Source organism: Streptomyces pathocidini, assembly GCF_001418495.1.
Lineage (GTDB): Bacteria > Actinomycetota > Actinomycetes > Streptomycetales > Streptomycetaceae > Streptomyces > Streptomyces pathocidini.
Genome location: NZ_LIQY01000115.1, coordinates 1 through 17091, shown reverse-complemented (window position 1 = coordinate 17091; position 17091 = coordinate 1). Strand labels below are relative to the sequence as shown.

Genomic DNA, 17091 nt, shown 5'->3' with positions numbered 1-17091 from the left:
GGGTGGTTGGCAGGCGGCGCGGGCGGCGGCGTGGAGGCCGCGGGCGGCGCCGGAGTCGATGGCGTCGTCGGCGTCGGTGTGGGTGTGGGTGTGGGTGTGGGAGTCGGGGTCGGGGTGGGAGTCGGGGTCGGGGTTTCCTTCGGGATGTACACCCCGGCGTCGATCGTGTGGTCGACCCCGCCCGGCTTGTCCGGCGCCGTGACAGGCGCGGAGCCGTTGCACAACGGTCCGGTGGTCGGCGGGGTCACATTGGAGTCGTGCGCACGGTTGGCACCGGCCCGCGGGAGCGTGAACCTCAGCTCGCTCGCCGGAGGTTGCTCGGGCACCTGGCTGGTGTCCGCGGTGCACACGTCGAACTGCACCGTGTACTTCGCGCCGGGCGTGAGCTCGTACGCGGCGCCGACACCACCGAAGTAGTACTCGCCGGCGGCATCGGTCCTGGTCGTGGCGACCTGTTTGCCGTCCGCGTCCAGCAGGTTGATCGTCGCCCCCGGCAGCAGCACGTGCCCCGGGTCCTGGATCCCGTTGTGATCGCCGTCGAACCACACGACGTTGCCGATCTGGATCGGCGCGTTCGCCGCCGCGTACGCGATGTCACCGAGCCCGCCGGCCTTGCCGAACCCGCCTTGTTCCCGGCTGACGAACTGGAACCCGTTGGCGGTCGGGTTGTTGCCCGGGCCCCGACCGGTGGTGATGTCGTAGTAGCCGGTCCCTGAGGTCGCGACGTTGACGACCGGGTCGAACGTCGTGCTGACGACCCACTGCTGCTGCGGGATATAGGCCACCGACCCCAGCGCGGTCTCGTGGTGCGCGGTGGTGTAGAAGTCGCCCGGGAAGTATTCGACGACATCGGCGGCCTGGCCGCCACTGTTGGCGGGGGTGGCGTGGTTGGGGCAGCTCCCGGTGCCTTCCCACTGGTATTCACCGGTGGGAGTGGCGCAGACCATGGTGATGTCACCACCGGACATGCCGTGTTCCGCCGTGTCGTCCCCCGGACGGGGGTCCAGCCCTCCCCAACTGACCACGTCCATGAACCGGTCGCGGAATCCCAGGATCATCGAGCCGTCGCGGGCGAAGGCGAGGGAGGCCAACTCCGGCTGCGGATCGCCGAAGACGCTGCCCGACCTCCGGTCGTCCCACGTGTCCAGGCTGGTGTTCCACGGGTTCCAGTGGGTGACCCTGTCGCCGGAACCGTAGACGCTGCCGCGCTCGTTCGTGAGCGGGTGGCTCAGCACCGTGGTGAACCGCTTGCCGTCGTAGGTGGAGACGAAGGCTTTCAGGTCCGCGCGCTGCTGCGTGCTCTCCGCGCTGCACACGCCGCCGACGTGCAGGGTGTTGTTGTGGACCTGGAGACCGAACGGCCGCCAGTCGTCGGGGCTCGCGCACCCCGGGTCCGGGATCGGAACCGTCGACTTGGGCGCCGCGGCGGTGGCCCCTGTCGCGTCGAAGCTCACCAGGCTGCGGGTCCGCAGGTTCACCGCGTACAGCGTGGAGCCGTCCTCCGACAGGGCCAGGCCACCGATGCTCTCCTTGCCCGGCGCGTCGGTGAACCCGGGATCCTTGATCATGTTGGCGGCGGCATGCCGCGTCACCGCGGCATCCGGCACCCGCGCGAACAGCTCCGGCGCACCCGAACCGTTGACCGGCACCGTGTAGATCGCGCCCCCGCCCTGCGGCCCGTACGGGGCGTACCGGCGGGCGAACGCGCTCTGGAACAGGCGGGTCCGGGACGTGTCGTACGCCAACCCGAACGTCGTGCCCACCTGATCCTGTGTGGCCAGCGTGGCCGGGCACGCCACATCGGTGGGACACGTGCCTCGGGTCTTCGTCCCGAACGCCACCAACGCCCGGTTGTCGGTACCGTTGGCGCCGTTGTGGATCGGCACGAAGTACCGCGAGTCCGGCAGCGAGTAGTCGGCCGGATCCCACACCCCCGTCGTCACCGAGGCGTTCTTTCCGTCCGACACATCCACGAACGACGTGAAGCTGGCGAAGTGGTTCTCCGCCGTCGACGCGGGCGCCGCCCGCAGGTAGTCGCTGTACGGCGCCGGGATGCTGACGTCGACGCGGTACCGGCCGCCGTTCAGCGCGGTCGACCGCGACACCACGACCTTTCCGGTGGCATCCGTGACGCCGGTGACAGCGTGCCCAGCGGGGTCGGAGATCTCCACCTTCATGCCCCGCTGCGGCACGTCCATCGCCGCGTTGATCACGCCAGTGCCGAAGAAGTCGCGCAGCACCTCAACCGTCAGCGTGCCGTCGACAGTCGAAGCGGCGGCCGGTCCAACCGCCGCTCCCATGGCGCCGCCCGCCAGCAAAAGAACAGATAACGCGATGCTCGCCGGCGGCGCCACAAGCTTCCGGGCCAACCGGCGCGAGTCTTTCCCGAGTCGGTTCATGGCATCACACTCCACACTTCTCTCGTCGTGACACTTCTCTTGTCGTGACGCTTCTCTTGTCGTGAAAACGAAGCACCCGCTTCTCGCTGCACACCCACTTCGTGACCCCAGGCGCGAACGCCGGTCGCAAACGTCACGGAAGAAAGGGGCCCACTGCTGTTGCATGGACCGCTTTATGGTGAGCAATACGAGGAAATTGTGGGCGAGTTGTAAACGCCGCAGGCCAGGAAGGCGAACGCGCGTTCAAGACCTCGGACAGAACCGCTCCGGGTTACGTGTTTTTGCAGCTCAATCACGGTGTCTTCGCCCCCACCCCTGACCCCCACCGACCGCCATCGCGAGCAGCGCTCGATAGCCTATCCCCGGAGTCTTGCCGCCACTAGTAGAACCCTCATATTCATCGGGATCCGCGATAGTCTCCACGCCTCCAGAATGACAACCGGAAGAATGTGCGACGTTCGGGCGTACTACATTTCAAACACGCGCTGGATAGCGGCGAGTTCGGACGGGAGGGTTCCGCGAGGTCGCCTACCGGCACGCCCTAACTCGTTCGCGTTCGTTACCTCACCCAAGGAGCAGGGTCCATGACAGCCTCTCAGCGTGCCGCCGGCCGCTTCTCCGGGCGGACGGCGATCGTCACCGGTGCCGCGGCGGGAATCGGCGCGGCCGGCGCCCGGCGGCTCGCCGAGGAGGGGGCGGCCGTGGTGGTCGCCGACGTCGACGAGCAGCGCGGAGCCCTCGTCGCGAAGGAGATCCAAGAGGGCGGCGGCCAGGCCGTGTTCGTCGCCGCGGACGTGGCGCGCGAGGACAGCTGGGAGCGGCTGCTGGAGGCCGCACACGGCTTCGGCCCGGTGGATGTGCTGGTCAGCAACGCGGTGAAGATCGAGGTTGCGCCCGCGCACGAGACCTCCCCCGACTCCTGGAACCGCCAGATCTCCGTCGGACTGACGGCGGCCTTCCTCGGCGTACGGGCCTGCCTGCCCGATCTGCGCGCCGAGCGCGGCGCCATCGTCCTGGTCTCGTCCGTGCACGCCCACCGGGGCATCCCCGGCCACCCGGCCTACGCAGCCGCCAAGGGCGGCCTGCTCTCGCTCAGCGGCCAACTGGCCGTCGAGTACGGGCCCGAGGTGCGGGTCAACACCGTGCTGCCGGGCCCGATCCTGACCGGACTGTGGGACAGGGTGCCGGAGGAGGCGCGGGCCGCGAGCGTCGCCGAGACCGCGGCCGGGCGCTTCGGCACCCCGGACGAGGTGGCCTCCGCCATCGCGTTCCTCGCCTCGCCCGAGGCCTCATACGTCACCGGGTCCAGCCTGCTGGTCGACGGCGGCTGGAGCGTGGTCAAGTCCTCGTCATGACGGGGAGAATGAGCGCGGCGACCGTAACCGGTGCAGTGAGGAGAGGCGCGGTCGTGACGGGTGCGGCGGTGACGGATGCGGTCGTGACGGATGTGGTGGTGACGGGCGAGGTGGTCCGGAACGGCCGGACGAGAACGGCGGGTAGGGCATGTCGGGTTACGCGCGGCGCGGGGTGCACGGGCAGACCGTGGAGACCATCGCGCACCGGGTGCTGAGCGGCAGGATCCCCGAGGGCGCGACGATCGACCTCGGCGCGCTCCAGGCCGAACTCGACGTCAGCCTCACCGCGTTGCGCGAGTCGCTGAAGGTGCTCGCGGCCAAGGGGATGGTCGACGCCCGCCAGAAGCGCGGCACGTTCGTCCGCCCCCGCGCGGACTGGCACCTGCTCGACGCGGACGTGCTGCGCTGGCGGTTCGAGTCGGCGGAGGGGCCGGGGACGGCCGCCGGGAACCCGCTGCTGCGCGACCTCGGCGAGGTGCGCGCCATCGTCGAGCCGGCGGCGGCGCGGCTCGCCGCCGAGCGCCGCACGGAAGCGGACCTCGCGGCGCTGGAGGCGGCCCTGGAGGCGATGGCGGCATCCGCCGCGGACGGAGGCAGGGACAAAGACGGCAGCGCGAACGGCAATGGCAGCGAGGGCGCGGCCCACGCCATCGCCGCCGATCTCGCCTTCCATCGTGCGCTGCTCGGCGCCGCCCACAACGAACTCCTGGAGCGCATGGAGATGGTGATCGCCACGGGCCTGGCCTTCCGCGACCATCTGGTCCACACCTCGGGCCACTCCAAGGACCCGGTCCCGAGCCACCGAGCCGTCCTGGACGCCGTCCGCGCCCAGGACCCCGACAAGGCGGAGGCCGCGATGCGCACCCTCCTGGACCAGGCGGGCCGAGACCTGAACCGAGTCCAGGCGGGTGGCCTCCCCTAACTGATCGTTTCAGAATGAGATCCGTGGTGGGCCTTGGCAGTTGGGCTGCGTGACGGCAAAGTTCTGCGGGTGTCGGACGATCTCGTGGCTGATGGAACGCATTGCCCCGCTGCCGCCCCGGCCTCCGCGGCGACGGCGGTACCCCGGCGGTTACCGGCGGACGACCGCGCCGCTCTGCGCGGCATTGTCTACGTCCTGTGCAAGGGCGTCAGCTGGAGAGACGTCCCCGGCAGAACGGACCGGCTGCAGCGGCGTGACGGCCTGGCGGCGGCTGCGGGACCGGACCGAAGCCGGCGTCTGGCCCCGCCTTCACACCGTCCTCCTCGCCGAGCTGCGGATGGCCGGCCTGCTGGACATGGATGACGCCGCGGTCGACGCCTCGCACGTCAGAGCCCTCAAAGGGGGGCTCACACCGGACCTTCGCCGGTCGACCGCGCCTGCCCCGGCAGTAAGCACCACCTCGTCACCGACCGGCACGGAACCCCGCTCGCCATCACCCTGACCAGCGGAAACCGCCACGACATCACCCAGCTCGTCCCGCTCCTGGACACGATCCCACCCATCCTGCTCCTAGTTGATGGTGAATCCCACATCGAGGTTAGGGATCGCGTCCTCGACTGAATGCACGATGGTGATCGCGTTGTTGGCTGGGCTGCGGGTGGCAGTGCCGGCTTCTACTTCGGTGCAGTCGGTGAGCGGTTCGCCGCTCAGGGGGCCGGCGAGGCCGGTTTCGAGGATCAGGCCGTTGGGTCCGGCGTACTCGCGTAGCTCGGTGCCCACGACGTTGGCCACGACGTCGTCGCGATCGTCGAAGAAGGTCCACTCATCGTGGGTGTTGCTGGTGGCGGCCAGGACGTTGTAGGAGCCGGTGCCTTCCATTTCGACCTTGACGCTGCGGATGCTGGGCTCCAGCAGCGACTGGCACGACCCCGAAGCGCTGCCGGTGGCGTTGCCGTTGCTGTCAATGCGCATCTCGAAGTCGTTCAGGGCGCAGACGGCGGCCTGGGGCTGGGCGGAGGCCGGCGGCGCGGCGACCAGCGCGGCGCCGAGGGTGAGGACGGCCAGTGCTGCGGCCGGTCCACGGACCGATCGGGGGCGGGAAAAGTGCATGATGATTCCCTTCGCTTCCGGTCCGCCTACTCCTACCAGGGGACACCGGCGGGCCGGGGGGCGTCGTGGTGCGGTGGATGTGTACGGGCCTGTTGCCGCCCCCGGCGGGGTGCGGCAGGGCAATGGCCTGCGTGTAGGACTCGCGAAGTGTGCGCGCCGGACTCTGTTTCAGTCGGCACTTTCCAACAGTGAGGCCAGAAAGGCTAGTTGGCAATAACCGTCCAACGGCTACCCCGTGAACGTGTTGAATGCCGCCGGTACGCGGAAGATAAAACCGCGCCTTCTATGGAACAGCCCGAACCAATCCCTACCCGAAGGAATGATGTAAACGATCCGGTTGTTTTTGGATCGAGCCAGGAGGGTAGTCGACGCAAACACACCGGGAAACCCTCCTGCACGCACGATGCGTGGTATCTCGCCTCGATGGCTGGAGTCGCGACGGCCCAGAACGGGTGTCGCGTACGAGTCGCCGGATCCCGTCGGCGTTCCTCGACGCCAGGAAGCTATCCAGGAAGTCAAGGCGTCAGCGGTGCGACCGATGCGTGGTTGTGCACCTCGGCAGTACGACCGGTGCGTGGGCATGGGCAATCATGTGGACCACTTGTCCGAGCAGCCCACTTGCCGGTGCCATGGATGTCCGACAGCAGTGCTCGGATCTGGCCAGAGTGCTCCATCCGCCCGCCTTAAGGCCATCCCCCTAAGCGAGCACTCAAGGCGCCGAGCCGCGGCGGGCCCCTCCGCGCCGATGGTCTTTCACCTGCGTGCGCAACGCGTTCAACGACTCCGGTGCACCGCCGCCCTTCCCCTCCGCAACGGCAGCTGGCATAACAAACCCATGCAAGGCGAGGGGGATAACCGTATGAGTGAACACGGCGAATCCTCAGTGAAGCACCTCGATCACGCAGTCCTCCCTGCCATCTACTGCCCCATCCCCTACCGAATCCATCCTGCGTCTGGATCGGTCAACGCACATTCTGTCGACTGGATGCGCGCCCAACCCTGCTTCGCCGACAACAAGTTGGCCGCCGGAGTCGCCCAGGCCGATGTCGGGGCACTGGTCTCGGCCTTCTTCCCCCACGGCAGGCGGGAGGCCCTGGAAGCCATCAGCGACCTCTACTGCTGGCAGTTCGTCTTCGACGACTTGATCGAAAGCCTGGCTCGTCACGATCTCACCGAGGCCGCCAACCGACAGTTCGGCTTCCTGCGGCGGCTGGAGGCTCCGGAGAGTTCGGTTCTTGCCCATGACCCCTTCGCGGACGCGTACCTCGACATCGTGCGCCGCCTCGAACAACTCGCCCCGCCCGGCGTGTGGCAGCGCTGGATCGGCCTCAACCGGTCGTTCTCCATCGGCGTGATCTGGGCCTGCATCTACCGAGCCACTGGGACCGTCCCGCCGTTCGACACATTCAACACACTCCGCCCCCTGGACGCCGGAGCACCCAACAGCGGCGCGGTGCTCATCGAGCTGGCCGAGGGCTTCGCCGTACCCGACGACCAACTCAACCACCCCTACATCCGCACGGTCACCGACCTGACCGGCACCATCCTCAGCTGGGACAACGACATCTGCTCCTATCTGGCGGAGACCGAACGCCAACTCGAGCAGATCAATCTCGTAACGGTCCTGGCGCACCACCACAAGATCGGCCCGCGTGAGGCAGCTGTGAAGGCCATACACCTCCGCAACCGCGCCATGTGGTGCTACTTGCGCCTCCGAGAGCACAGCCCATTCCGCGACGTACCCGGCCACGCAACCGTTCGCCGTTATGTGAGCTCGCTGGACCAGCTCATCCCCGGCAACCTTCACTGGAGCATCGACCGCTCCCATCGCTATCGCACCCACCACCCGGCACTCGGCCTCACCCGCCACGCACGCTCCACCAACCATCTCGATGGCCAAGACCTGACGCTCCCCATCGAATCCCCCACGCTCCGCTGGTGGTGGGAGGGACTGGCCCCTGACCGGCCTCACAGACATTGAGCCTGTGCCGCCCCGAGCCGTAGCTGATTCCAGGGCCCGTTGCGTTTCCCGGCCGGGCGTACATGTGACGTGGATGCTGCTGCGCACAGCGGATCGTCATCCCCGAGTCGAACCGGGCCGGCCCCCGGGCCGAACCGGCGCCCCCGAGTCGTTGGGAGGTGTCTCGGCGGGCCGGGGGCGCTGGGTTTCAGGCGATCTGTTCCTCGGGGGCCAGGATCTCGGGTGGGGGCACGTAGGTGTAGACGTCCTCAAGGGCGAAGATGCCGCCGTCCGTCGTGACGGTCACGGAAACCACTCCCGTTCCCGGCGGAGTGACGGCGGTGAGCTGGTTGTTGTTCACGACCGTGAAGGCCGCGAGCTCGTCCCCGAAGGTGACCTCCGTCGTACCCGCGAGCGAGGTGCCGGTGATGGTCACGGTGGTGCCGCCGGCCTCCGGGCCCGCGGTTGGTGAGATCGACGCGAGGGTCGGCGCGTCGACGTAGGTGTACGGCTCGGCGAGGTTCGCGCTGCCCTCCGGGTTCGTGACCGTCACGGTCACCGGTCCTGGCGAGCCGGCGGGCACGGTTCCGGTGATCAGCGTGCCCGACTCGTCGACGGTGACGTCGATGGCCGGGACGCCCCCGAAGGTCACCGTGGCGTCGAAGAGATCGGTGCCCGCGATGAAGAACGGACTGCCGCCGGTGACCGGCCCCGACGAGGGGACGAGGTCGACGGGCATCGGTGGACCGAACCGGAAGTAGGTGAACCCGCCCGGGATGGTGACTGTGGGGCAGCACGGGCGGTCGACGGTCACGGTCACCGCTCCCATCGCGTGGGGCGGCGTGACGCCGGTCAGATACGTGCCGGAAGCGTGGACCAAGACGGGCACCTTGACTCCGCCGATGCGCACGGTGGCGCAGTACAGATTGCTGCCGACGATCACGAAGCTCGTGCCACCGGCAAAGGTCCCGGCTGGCGGGAAGATGCCGATCGCGCTGGGGCAGGCAGCCGGGTGGTAGGTATACGTGACCGGTGCGGTCTGGCAGAAGATGGGCTGCGGGAAGAGCGACACCAGGCTGATGCCGCGGACGGTGACGGGCCCTGGGGCGGTCCCCTGAGGAACGGTCAGCGTCATGTACGTGCCGGAGGAGTGCACGTTCAGGCCGCTCTTGGGGATCACCGTGTTGTTGAAGACCACGTAGGTCAGGCAGTTCAGATAGACCCCTGTGACGCACACCGTGTCGCCGCCGGCCAACGGCCCGCACGGCTCGCAGATCTCGTAGAGCACCGGGCACCGGTAGGTGAACTTGTCCCCCGGGCTGATCGGGGTGAGGCCGCTCGGCGTGGTGACACGGACGTCGTAGGTTCCCGGGCTCCGCGAGGGGGCCGTGACGGTCAGGGAGCAGCCGGAGGGATCGACGACCAGGCCGGTACCGGGTTTGCCGCCGAACGTGGCGGCGGTGGCGCCGGTCAGGTTCGAGCCGATGACGGTGACCTTGGTGCCGCCGCAGATGGGCCCCTCGCTCGGGCACAGCGACGTCACGGCCGGGGTGGGGCAGCCGTACGTATAGCAGACGCTCGCCGTGCCGGACGGAGTGGTCACGACGACACAGACACATCCCGGCGTTCCGGGCGGCATGACCAAGACCACCTGTGTGGCGCTGACCACGGTGAACGAGGCGGAGGTTGAGCCGACCACGACCGAGGTGGTGGCGGTCAGGTCGGTTCCCGTGAGGGTGACGGTGTTGCCTCCGGCCACCGGCCCGCACGACGGGCTGATGGAGGAGATGGTCGGCGTCTGCAGTGTCCCTACTTCATCGGAACGGGATGGCATGGCTCCTCCTTGCGGAAACAGTCACGTCACCCGATGGGCCGCGGGCCGTGGTGAGTTGGCGTACGCATGCGAGGTTATGGACCTTGGAGAGGGGTGGGCAGGGCGCGTTCGGCGCTCGAAGAGTCAGTGGATGTGAAGGCCCGTACGCCGGGGCGTACGTCGCGCCTCTGTGGGGAGTGCGTTCGCCGGTTGTCGGCCAGGCCGATCGGCAAGAACATCCGAGGCGATTCCAGCGGGGGACATCGAACTCCGGAATTGGGGTTGCCGCATGCCCGTGAAGGGATCAAGTCCAGGCGAGCGACAAGGAGTTCAGTCATGAAGCGCAGCAGCAAGACCCTGATCGCAGCAGCAGTCACCGTCCTCGGGATCACCGCCGTGGCGCTGCCCACCGCCCAGGCCTCGGACCGGTCGGCAAAGCCCTCGGTGGCGGCCGCGCAGTACAGCTACATCTCCAGCGACCTCAACCCACGACAGGTGCTCGACAACGGGAAGGGATTCGCCCTGAGTTGGAGCCTCCACGGCGGCCTCAATCAGCAGTGGACGCTGGCGAACCGCACGGCCGAAACCGTGTCGGTGGAGAGTCGGGTGGGCGGGTGCGCCACCGCCACCACACCTCACCAGCCGGTGGTGATCGCCCCTTGCGACCCGTTCAATCTCAACCAGCGCTGGCACAAGTACGAGTCCGGTGACGGCGCGGTCACCTTTATCAGCGCGCTGCACCCCGGGCAGTGTCTGACCAAGGCGCAGGACTTCACCCCGACGATCCTTACCGACTGCAACAACTCCACCACGCAGCGCTGGCACCTGATCCCGGTCTCCTGACCCGGTTCCAGGTCACGTGGAGAGGCCGGTCCGGGGCCTTCGGGGGCCGGACCGGCCGGTGCGTCACGCGGCGCGGCGGGACAGGAGGAAGCCCGCGGCCAACAGCACGGCCGCGTACACGAGTTGGGCCGCGCCGAAGGTCAGGGACAGGAGAGCCAGGGTCAGGGCTACGGCGGCGCCCGCGTAGCGGCGGGCGCCCGTGCGCAGGCGGGCGTAGACGACGGCGGCGAAGAGGTAGAGCAGGAAGAAGTTCCCGCCCGCGACCGTCAGCAGGTCGGCCAGGGACACCACTTCGGTGGCCGTGCAGAGCGCGACCGCGGCGAAGAAGGCGACGCAGACCGCCACCGCGCGGCGCGGCGGCGTGCCCTTCGCCGTGCTCAGCCGGGCCAGCGGCTTCGGCAGCAGGCCCTCGCGGGCGCTGGACATGACGAGTCGGGAGGCGGCCCACACGGCGCCCACCAGGTTCGCCGCGATGATCACCACGCCGAGTACGGACACCACCCAGGCCAGGCCGGGCGCGGCGGCGGCCACCACGGCGTGGATCGGGGCGGAGGCGGCGGCCGGGTCGCCCTCTTCCAGCCGGGTCTGCACGGCCCAGGCCAGCAGCACGTACAGCGTGGTGACGACGACGAAGCTGATCACCACGACGCGGGGGAAGTCCCGGCGCGGGTTGGCGTACTCCTCGGTGGTGAAGGAGAGCATCTCCCAGCCGGTGAAGGCGAAGAAGACCGCGCCGAGCGCCGTCACTCCGGTGGCGAGGGAGCCGAGTTCGGCGGGCGGCAGGTGGTCCGCGGGCGCGCCGCCGGAGAGCCCGACCAGGGCGGCCGCGACCAGTCCGGCGGTCATCAGCAGGGCGAGGACGAGCTGGATGCGGGAGGAGACGGCGCCGCCGATGGCGACCACCGCCCCGGCCATCGCCAGCAACACGATCCCGGCCAGCCAGGCCGGTACGGCACCCAGGCCCGGGATCTGCTGGAAGTAGTACCCGCCGGTCAGCGCGATGCCCGGGATGCCGAGGCTGAACGTGCCGAGCAGCATCACCTCGACCCCGGCGGCCCAGGACCGGCCGAAGCCCTCCTGGACGAACCCGGCGACCCCACCCGCGTTCGGCAGTTCCGCGCCCAGCCGGGCGAAGACCACCAGCAGCGGGACGGTGACGGCGGCGGCGATCAACCACGCGTACAGCGCGGCGGATCCGGTCTGCTGGAACGCGACGCCCGGGGAGACCAGGGCGCCGCTGCCCACCACGATCGTGATGGCGAGCGCGACGGCGCCGGGGAGGCGCAGATGCCCGGCCATCCGGGTCGGCGGCGCGGCGGCCGGACCCGGGGCCGGGGCGGTGCCGGGCTGGGCGCCCGGTCCGTCCCCGGACGCCGACGCGCTCTGGGGTGTGGCTGTCATGCAGAAGCCCCCTCGGGGCGGGGAGAGGTGTGCGGGTGGTCTGCCGGGGCCAGGAAGGTGGTCTCGGCGGTGCGGCCGTTCTCGGGCCTGATCATGTAGATCACGCCCTCGGCGCCGGCCAGGGAGCCGTGTCTGGTGCCGGCGGGGAGGGTGATCCACGTGCCGGCCTCGCAGACCTGCTCCTGGTACTTCCCCTCATCATCCCAGAACAGCAGGGCCTCGCCGCGGAGGATGAACAACTCCTCGTCCAGGCTGTGGAAGTGCCAGTCGTGGACCTTCCCCGCCTGGTCCTGCTGGAGTTCGAAGCTCCCCTGGAAGGGCAGCAGGGCGGTGATGCCCTCGGTGAGGGCGGGGACGGTCTTCTCGTCGAAGGTGGGGCTCATCGGCTCGCTCCTCAGCGGTTCTTGTGGGTTTCGATGCGCGCGTCGCCGTGCTCGTCCGGCTTGGCCCGTACGTGCAGGGGGCAGCGCGACTCCCCGCCGCCGGGCGCGTTGTCGTCGCCGAGGAAGTACTGGACCCACTCCTTGTTGCCGGGCTTGCCGTAACTGCCGAGCACCGGACTGGCGGGCACGGCGTCGTAGTCCGCGAGGCGGCCGCGGATGATCGTGCGGGCGTTGCGGCCTGGCAGGCTGTCCTCGGATATGTCGTCGAAGACGAAGCGCGGCTGGAAGGTGATGGTGAAGTACTCGAAGTAGCGGCTCATCCGCCGCTGGTGGGCGGGGGTGTTGGCGACCACGAACATGGGCATTCCGGAGAAGCTGAACTCCCACTCCGGGTCCTCGGGGTCCAGCGGTATGTCCTCGGGCCAGGCCGCGTCGTCCAGCTCGTGCAGGGACTGGAGCAGGTCCCAGAGTTCGCGCCGGTAGTCGGCGACCGTACGGTGGCCGGGCGCCGCGTCGTCCTCCTGCTGGAAGTCCTGCTGGAGGTCCGGGTCGAAGTCCGGCTGGAAGAAGGCCACGAGGGACGTCCGCCGCCCCAGCGCGGGGGCCAGGCGGACGAAGTCCCGCAGCGCCTCGGCCAACGCCCGGGGCCGCTCGGGGCCGCCGGGGACGAAGGCGTACCGCAGGGTCGCCTTCCGCAGGGCGTCGACGCCGAACACGCAGGGAAAGGGCGCGGCCCGGTCGAGCATCCGGTCGTGGAACCGCCGGGCGGCGTCCCGCTCCCACGCGTGGAGTCGGGGTGTACGGGGATCGGAGACGAGATCGGTGGTGAGTTCGCTCAGGACGTGCTCGGACTCTGCCAAGACAGCTCCCCCAGGTGTGTAACACGGTTGGGGCCGCGGCCTTGTGGGCCACGACGCCAGGTCAACACCGCTGACCGATCAGGATCGTTCCACCCTTGTTCGGAACAAGGGAGATCAGATCCGGCAGCTATGGTTCACTTCCCGACATGCGAACTATCGCCGTTCTCTTGTACGACGGGATGCGCGCCTTCGACTTCGGGGTGATCACCGAGGTGTGGGGCGTGGACCGGTCGGGCGCGGGGGTGCCCCGGTTCGACCTCCTGCGCTGCTCGGAGCGGCGCCGTACGGTCACCGCGGAGGCCGGGGTGGGGGTCCGGCCCACGCATGGCCTCGTCGGGCTCGCCGCCGCGGACCTGGTGGTGATCCCGGGCAGCACGGTTCCCGATCCGCCGGTGTCCGAGCGGCTGTTCGCGGCGCTGCGCCGGGCCCGGTCGGCGGGTGTCCCGGTGGCCGCGCTGTGCGCGGGGGCGTTCCTGCTGGGCCGGGCGGGCCTGCTGGAGGACCGGCGGGCAACTACGCACTGGATGCTGGTGGACCGGCTGAAGCATGAGTTCCCGCTGGTGCGGGTCGAGCCGGACGCGCTGTTCGTGGCCGACGGAGGCGTCTACACCTCGGCGGGCACGGCGGCCGGCATCGATCTGTGCCTGCATCTCGTCCGGGAGGCGCACGGCACGGAGGTGGCGGCCGCCGTCGCGCGCCGGATGGTCACCCCTCCGCACCGGGAGGGCGGGCAGCGGCAACCGCACTCGCGGCGGCCCGCGGGCGGCGACGACGTGCTCTACGCGACGGTCGCCTGGGCGCGCGAGCGCCTGGCCGGGCGGCTGACCGTACGGGAGTTGGCCGCGCAGGCGCACATGTCGGAGCGCACCTTCGCCCGCCGCTTCGCCGAACTCACCGGTACGACGGTGCTGCGCTGGATCCACCAGCAGCGGCTCCAGCGGGCCCAGTTACTGCTGGAGAGCACCGATCTGACCGTCGAGGTGATAGCGCAGCGCAGCGGGTTCGGTTCGGCGCTGGCCCTGCGCCGTCAGTTCGGCAAGGCGATCGGGACGACGCCGTCGGCGTACCGCGCCGCCTTCCAGGCGCTCGGCTCGCGGGCGCCGCAGCACGCGGGCCGATCCGGCCCCGGGCCCGGAGCGACCTCCTGAGGTCCACCCCGGACTCTGACCCGGAGTGGCCCCCTGAGGCGCCCCGGACCTGAGCCCGGTGGATTCTGATGGTTGACGGGGCGAGGGTTCACCCCCGCGGGGTGGCGACCACCAACTCGTGGGTGAGCGTGCCGACCTCGTCGATCTCGATCTCGACGGTGTCGCCGGGTCGGACGCCCGCGTCCAGGGGCGGGACGATGCCGGTGCCGGTGGCCAGCACGGCCCCGTCGGGCAGGTCGAGTTCGCGGTACAGCCAGGACACCAGGTCGTCGAAGGTCCGGTGCAAACTGGCCGTGCTCGTCTCGCCCTTGAAGGCGGTGCCCCCGTCGCGGAGGACCCGCATCCGGATGCCCAGCGCGGCCGGGTCGGCGATCTCCCACCACGGCCGGATCCGCGCGGCGAGCGAGCAACTGCCGGTGTAGATCTTGGCCTGCGGGAGGTAGAGCGGGTTCTCACCTTCCACGGAGCGGGCCGTCAGATCGTCGCAGACGGTCGCGCCGACGATCTCGCCGTGCCGGTTGACCAGCAGGGCGAGTTCGGGCTCGGGCACCGAGTTGTCGGCGTCGCCGCGCAGCCCCGCGGGTTGCCCGTCGGTGCGGACCCGCCAGGGCACGGACTTCAGGAAAAGCTCGGGCCGGTCGGCCTCGTACACCGCCCCGTACACCGACAGCTGTCCCGACTCCTCGACGCGCGCCTCGCGCGAGCGCTCGTAGGTCACCCCGGCCGCCCACACCTCGGTCCGGCCGTCGACCGGGGCCAGCAGCCGTACGCCGTCCGGGGCGAGCCGCTCGCCGCCTGCCGCGGCCTCCTCGGTCAGCGAGCGGATTCCCGCCAGCGGCAGCCGCAGCAACTCGGCCAGGTCCGCGACCTCTTCGAGGGGGGCTATCCCGGCCTCGTCCAGGATTGCGACACGGGCGGGGCCGGACCCCTCGGCGTAACGAACGATGTGCACTGCTTGCTCCTTCTGCTGGTCCGGTCGTCCGGGAACTCGGCTCGCCGTACTGCGCGCCGACCTGCTGATCCGCTGGTGGATCTACGCCTTTCCGCCCGGGAGGCGGCCGAACCGGAAGACCGAGTGGTAGTTCCGCGCCTCGCCGTGCTCCAGCCAGATCATCGAGCCGTCCCCCCGGGCCGCCGCGTCCCCGGCGACATGGTGGGTCGACGGCTCCAGGCCGATGGCGTAGGCGCCCTCGCGGGCGTTGAGCCATTCGAAGAAGGCGGGGAACTCGGCCGGGTCGACGTCGAGTTCGAAGAACCGGCCCAGCCGGTCGTTGGCCACCCGGGCCCGGACCCGCCCGTCGGCGCCCGGGGTCAGCTCGTGCTCGTAGACCTGCTCGACGAAGCCGCGCCGCGGGCCCGGGAGCTCCAGGTGGGAGGCGCCCTGCTCCTTGACACTGTCGGTCTGCCAGAGCGTGCGGGCGATGTCGGCCTCGAACCGGCTGCCCTCGTCCAGCAGCGGCCAGCCGACGTTGACGTGGTAGAGGAACATGTGCGGGGTGCGCTCGAACCCGGCGTTGACCACCGTGTCGGTCAGCCGGATCTCGGTGCCGTACAGATCGGCCTCGACGCGCCGCGTCAGCCGCAGGTGCTCCCCGAAGACGGTGGCCTGCCGCACCTCGCCTTCGGCCCACAGCACGCACCGGTCGCCGTCCCAGCGCTCGCCGTAACCGGCCAGCCGGGCGGGGGTGTTGGCGATCCGGCCGTGCAGCCCGTGCCGCACGGCGGCCTTCGGCGGGTACGCGTAGTGGCCCGCGTCCACCTCGCCGCCGAACAGGGTGTGGTCGAGCCCGGCGGTGACCAGCAGCCCCGACATCGAGCGCAGCCAGGACAGCCCGTCCTCGGCGTCCGTCTCGTGGAGGGCGGGGTGGCGGAAGCCGGTCGGCGACCGCCAGCCCACGGTGTGGTCGTCGAACTCGGCCACGCCGATGTCCATCGCCCGGTCGACGAGCACCTCGAACCGCAGGCCGCCGCCCGTGCGGAACTCCAGGGCGCGCACGCCGCGTTCGGAACCGTCGTCCAGGACCACCGCCCGTACACCGCCCACGGCCGCCAGGTCGCCCGCGTACCGGGCGAGTCGGCGGGGGTCCCGGATCCGTCCGTCGCCGCCCACGCCGTCCGTGCCGTCTGTGCCCGCTGCGTCCGTGCCCGCTGTGCCCGTGCCTGCTGTGCTCACGTCATCACCCATCCGCCGTTGACCTCGACTGTCTGGCCGGTCACGAACGAGGAGTCGGGACCGGTGAGGAAGGACACCACGGCGGCCAGCTCGGCCGCCGTACCGCGCCGCTTGAGCGACTGCCGCTCGATGACCTGCGCGCTGTAGGCGGCCGGGTCCTCGTGGATCTCCTCGGCCGCGGTGGGGAACGCGCCGGGCGAGACGGCGTTGACCCGGATGCCCAGCGGCCCCAGCTCCCTGGCCAGAGCCCTGGTCAGGGAGACGGCCGCGCCCTTGGTCGCCACGTAGGAGGCGAGCCGCTCCCAGCCACCGTGCATCGTGATGGACGCGATGTTCACGATGGCGCCCTCGCCCGTCCCGGCCATCTGGCGGGCCGCCAGCTGGGCGCAGCGCCAGTAGCCGCGCTGGTTGACCGCGTGCACCTCGTCGTACTCGGCCAGTTCGACGTCCAGGAACGGGGTCGTGGGATAGATGGCCGCGTTGTTGACCAGGACGCCCACCGGCCCCAGCTCCTCGCGGGCAGCCGCGAAGAAGGCGTCGATCGCCCCGGCGTCCCGCAGGTCCGCCACGGTGCCGGTCGCCTTGGCGCCCGCGGCCCGGACCTCCTCCACGGTCCGCGCCAGCGGCTCGGCCGCGACGTCCGTCAGCGCCAGGCTGTGGCCGTCAGCCGCCAGCCGCAGCGCGATCGCCCGCCCGAGCGCCCCACCGGCGCCGGTCACCACCG

14 protein-coding genes and 1 pseudogene are annotated in these 17091 nt (G+C 70.2%); 6 read left to right on the top strand and 9 right to left on the bottom strand.

Going from position 1 to position 17091, the window contains the following annotated elements; genetic code table 11:
* The coding region (locus AOK16_RS07370; protein ID WP_055471427.1) for an SdrD B-like domain-containing protein at positions 1 to 2300 on the bottom strand (2300 nt) is incomplete at its 3' end.
* Between the two features lie 683 nt (positions 2301 to 2983).
* Between AOK16_RS07370 and AOK16_RS07365 the strand changes: the two genes are divergently transcribed.
* The 3 genes and pseudogenes from AOK16_RS07365 to AOK16_RS25310 all read left to right on the top strand — a co-directional run.
* Entirely contained in the window at positions 2984 to 3754 is a 771-nt protein-coding gene (locus tag AOK16_RS07365; protein ID WP_055471422.1) for an SDR family NAD(P)-dependent oxidoreductase, read from the top strand.
* A 148-nt stretch (positions 3755 to 3902) separates the two neighbouring features.
* Positions 3903 to 4676, top strand: a complete 774-nt coding sequence (locus AOK16_RS07360) for a FadR/GntR family transcriptional regulator (protein ID WP_055471421.1) — start codon at positions 3903 to 3905, stop codon at positions 4674 to 4676.
* Positions 4677 to 4767: 91 nt separating this feature from the next.
* Positions 4768 to 5240, top strand: a pseudogene (locus AOK16_RS25310) (IS5 family transposase); the annotation flags it as partial.
* A gap of 6 nt (positions 5241 to 5246) precedes the next feature.
* Here AOK16_RS25310 and AOK16_RS07355 read toward each other — a convergent pair.
* Positions 5247 to 5786 (bottom strand): hypothetical protein, encoded by a 540-nt coding sequence (locus AOK16_RS07355; protein ID WP_055471420.1) that lies wholly within the window; start codon positions 5784 to 5786, stop codon positions 5247 to 5249.
* Positions 5787 to 6771: 985 nt separating this feature from the next.
* Between AOK16_RS07355 and AOK16_RS07350 the strand changes: the two genes are divergently transcribed.
* Complete coding sequence (locus AOK16_RS07350; protein ID WP_055471419.1) at positions 6772 to 7767, top strand: terpene synthase family protein; 996 nt, start codon at positions 6772 to 6774, stop codon at positions 7765 to 7767.
* 187 nt (positions 7768 to 7954) lie between these two features.
* On the opposite strand, the gene AOK16_RS07345 is transcribed toward AOK16_RS07350, so the two are convergent.
* Positions 7955 to 9580, bottom strand: a complete 1626-nt coding sequence (locus tag AOK16_RS07345) for an IPT/TIG domain-containing protein (protein WP_055471418.1) — start codon at positions 9578 to 9580, stop codon at positions 7955 to 7957.
* Positions 9581 to 9895: 315 nt separating this feature from the next.
* Here AOK16_RS07345 and AOK16_RS07340 point away from each other — a divergent pair, with 315 nt between their 5' ends.
* Positions 9896 to 10402 carry an RICIN domain-containing protein gene (locus tag AOK16_RS07340; protein ID WP_055471417.1) on the top strand — a complete coding sequence of 169 codons (507 nt, stop codon included), beginning with the start codon at positions 9896 to 9898 and terminating at the stop codon, positions 10400 to 10402.
* Between the two features lie 63 nt (positions 10403 to 10465).
* Here the strand turns inward: AOK16_RS07340 and AOK16_RS07335 are convergent, their stop codons facing one another.
* The 3 genes from AOK16_RS07335 to AOK16_RS07325 are packed head-to-tail and all read right to left on the bottom strand — an operon-like array spanning position 10466 to position 13046.
* A complete protein-coding gene (locus tag AOK16_RS07335) occupies positions 10466 to 11803 on the bottom strand; it encodes an APC family permease (protein ID WP_079101142.1) in 1338 nt (445 codons plus the stop codon).
* Positions 11800 to 12186 (bottom strand): cupin domain-containing protein, encoded by a 387-nt coding sequence (locus tag AOK16_RS07330; RefSeq protein ID WP_205627642.1) that lies wholly within the window; start codon positions 12184 to 12186, stop codon positions 11800 to 11802. The genes AOK16_RS07335 and AOK16_RS07330 overlap by 4 nt, the downstream gene beginning before the upstream one ends.
* 11 nt (positions 12187 to 12197) lie before the next feature.
* A complete protein-coding gene (locus AOK16_RS07325) occupies positions 12198 to 13046 on the bottom strand; it encodes a YqcI/YcgG family protein (RefSeq protein ID WP_055471416.1) in 849 nt (282 codons plus the stop codon).
* A 146-nt stretch (positions 13047 to 13192) separates the two neighbouring features.
* Between AOK16_RS07325 and AOK16_RS07320 the strand changes: the two genes are divergently transcribed.
* Positions 13193 to 14194 (top strand): GlxA family transcriptional regulator, encoded by a 1002-nt coding sequence (locus AOK16_RS07320; protein WP_079101141.1) that lies wholly within the window; start codon positions 13193 to 13195, stop codon positions 14192 to 14194.
* 88 nt (positions 14195 to 14282) lie between these two features.
* Here the strand turns inward: AOK16_RS07320 and AOK16_RS07315 are convergent, their stop codons facing one another.
* The 3 genes from AOK16_RS07315 to AOK16_RS07305 all read right to left on the bottom strand — a co-directional run.
* Positions 14283 to 15146 (bottom strand): fumarylacetoacetate hydrolase family protein, encoded by an 864-nt coding sequence (locus AOK16_RS07315; RefSeq protein WP_055471415.1) that lies wholly within the window; start codon positions 15144 to 15146, stop codon positions 14283 to 14285.
* Positions 15147 to 15227: 81 nt separating this feature from the next.
* Positions 15228 to 16367 (bottom strand): aldose 1-epimerase family protein, encoded by a 1140-nt coding sequence (locus AOK16_RS07310; RefSeq protein ID WP_240483425.1) that lies wholly within the window; start codon positions 16365 to 16367, stop codon positions 15228 to 15230.
* Positions 16364 to 17091, bottom strand: a 728-nt coding sequence (locus tag AOK16_RS07305; protein WP_338058480.1) for an SDR family NAD(P)-dependent oxidoreductase, incomplete at its 5' end; no start/stop codon positions are given. The genes AOK16_RS07310 and AOK16_RS07305, both read right to left, overlap by 4 nt.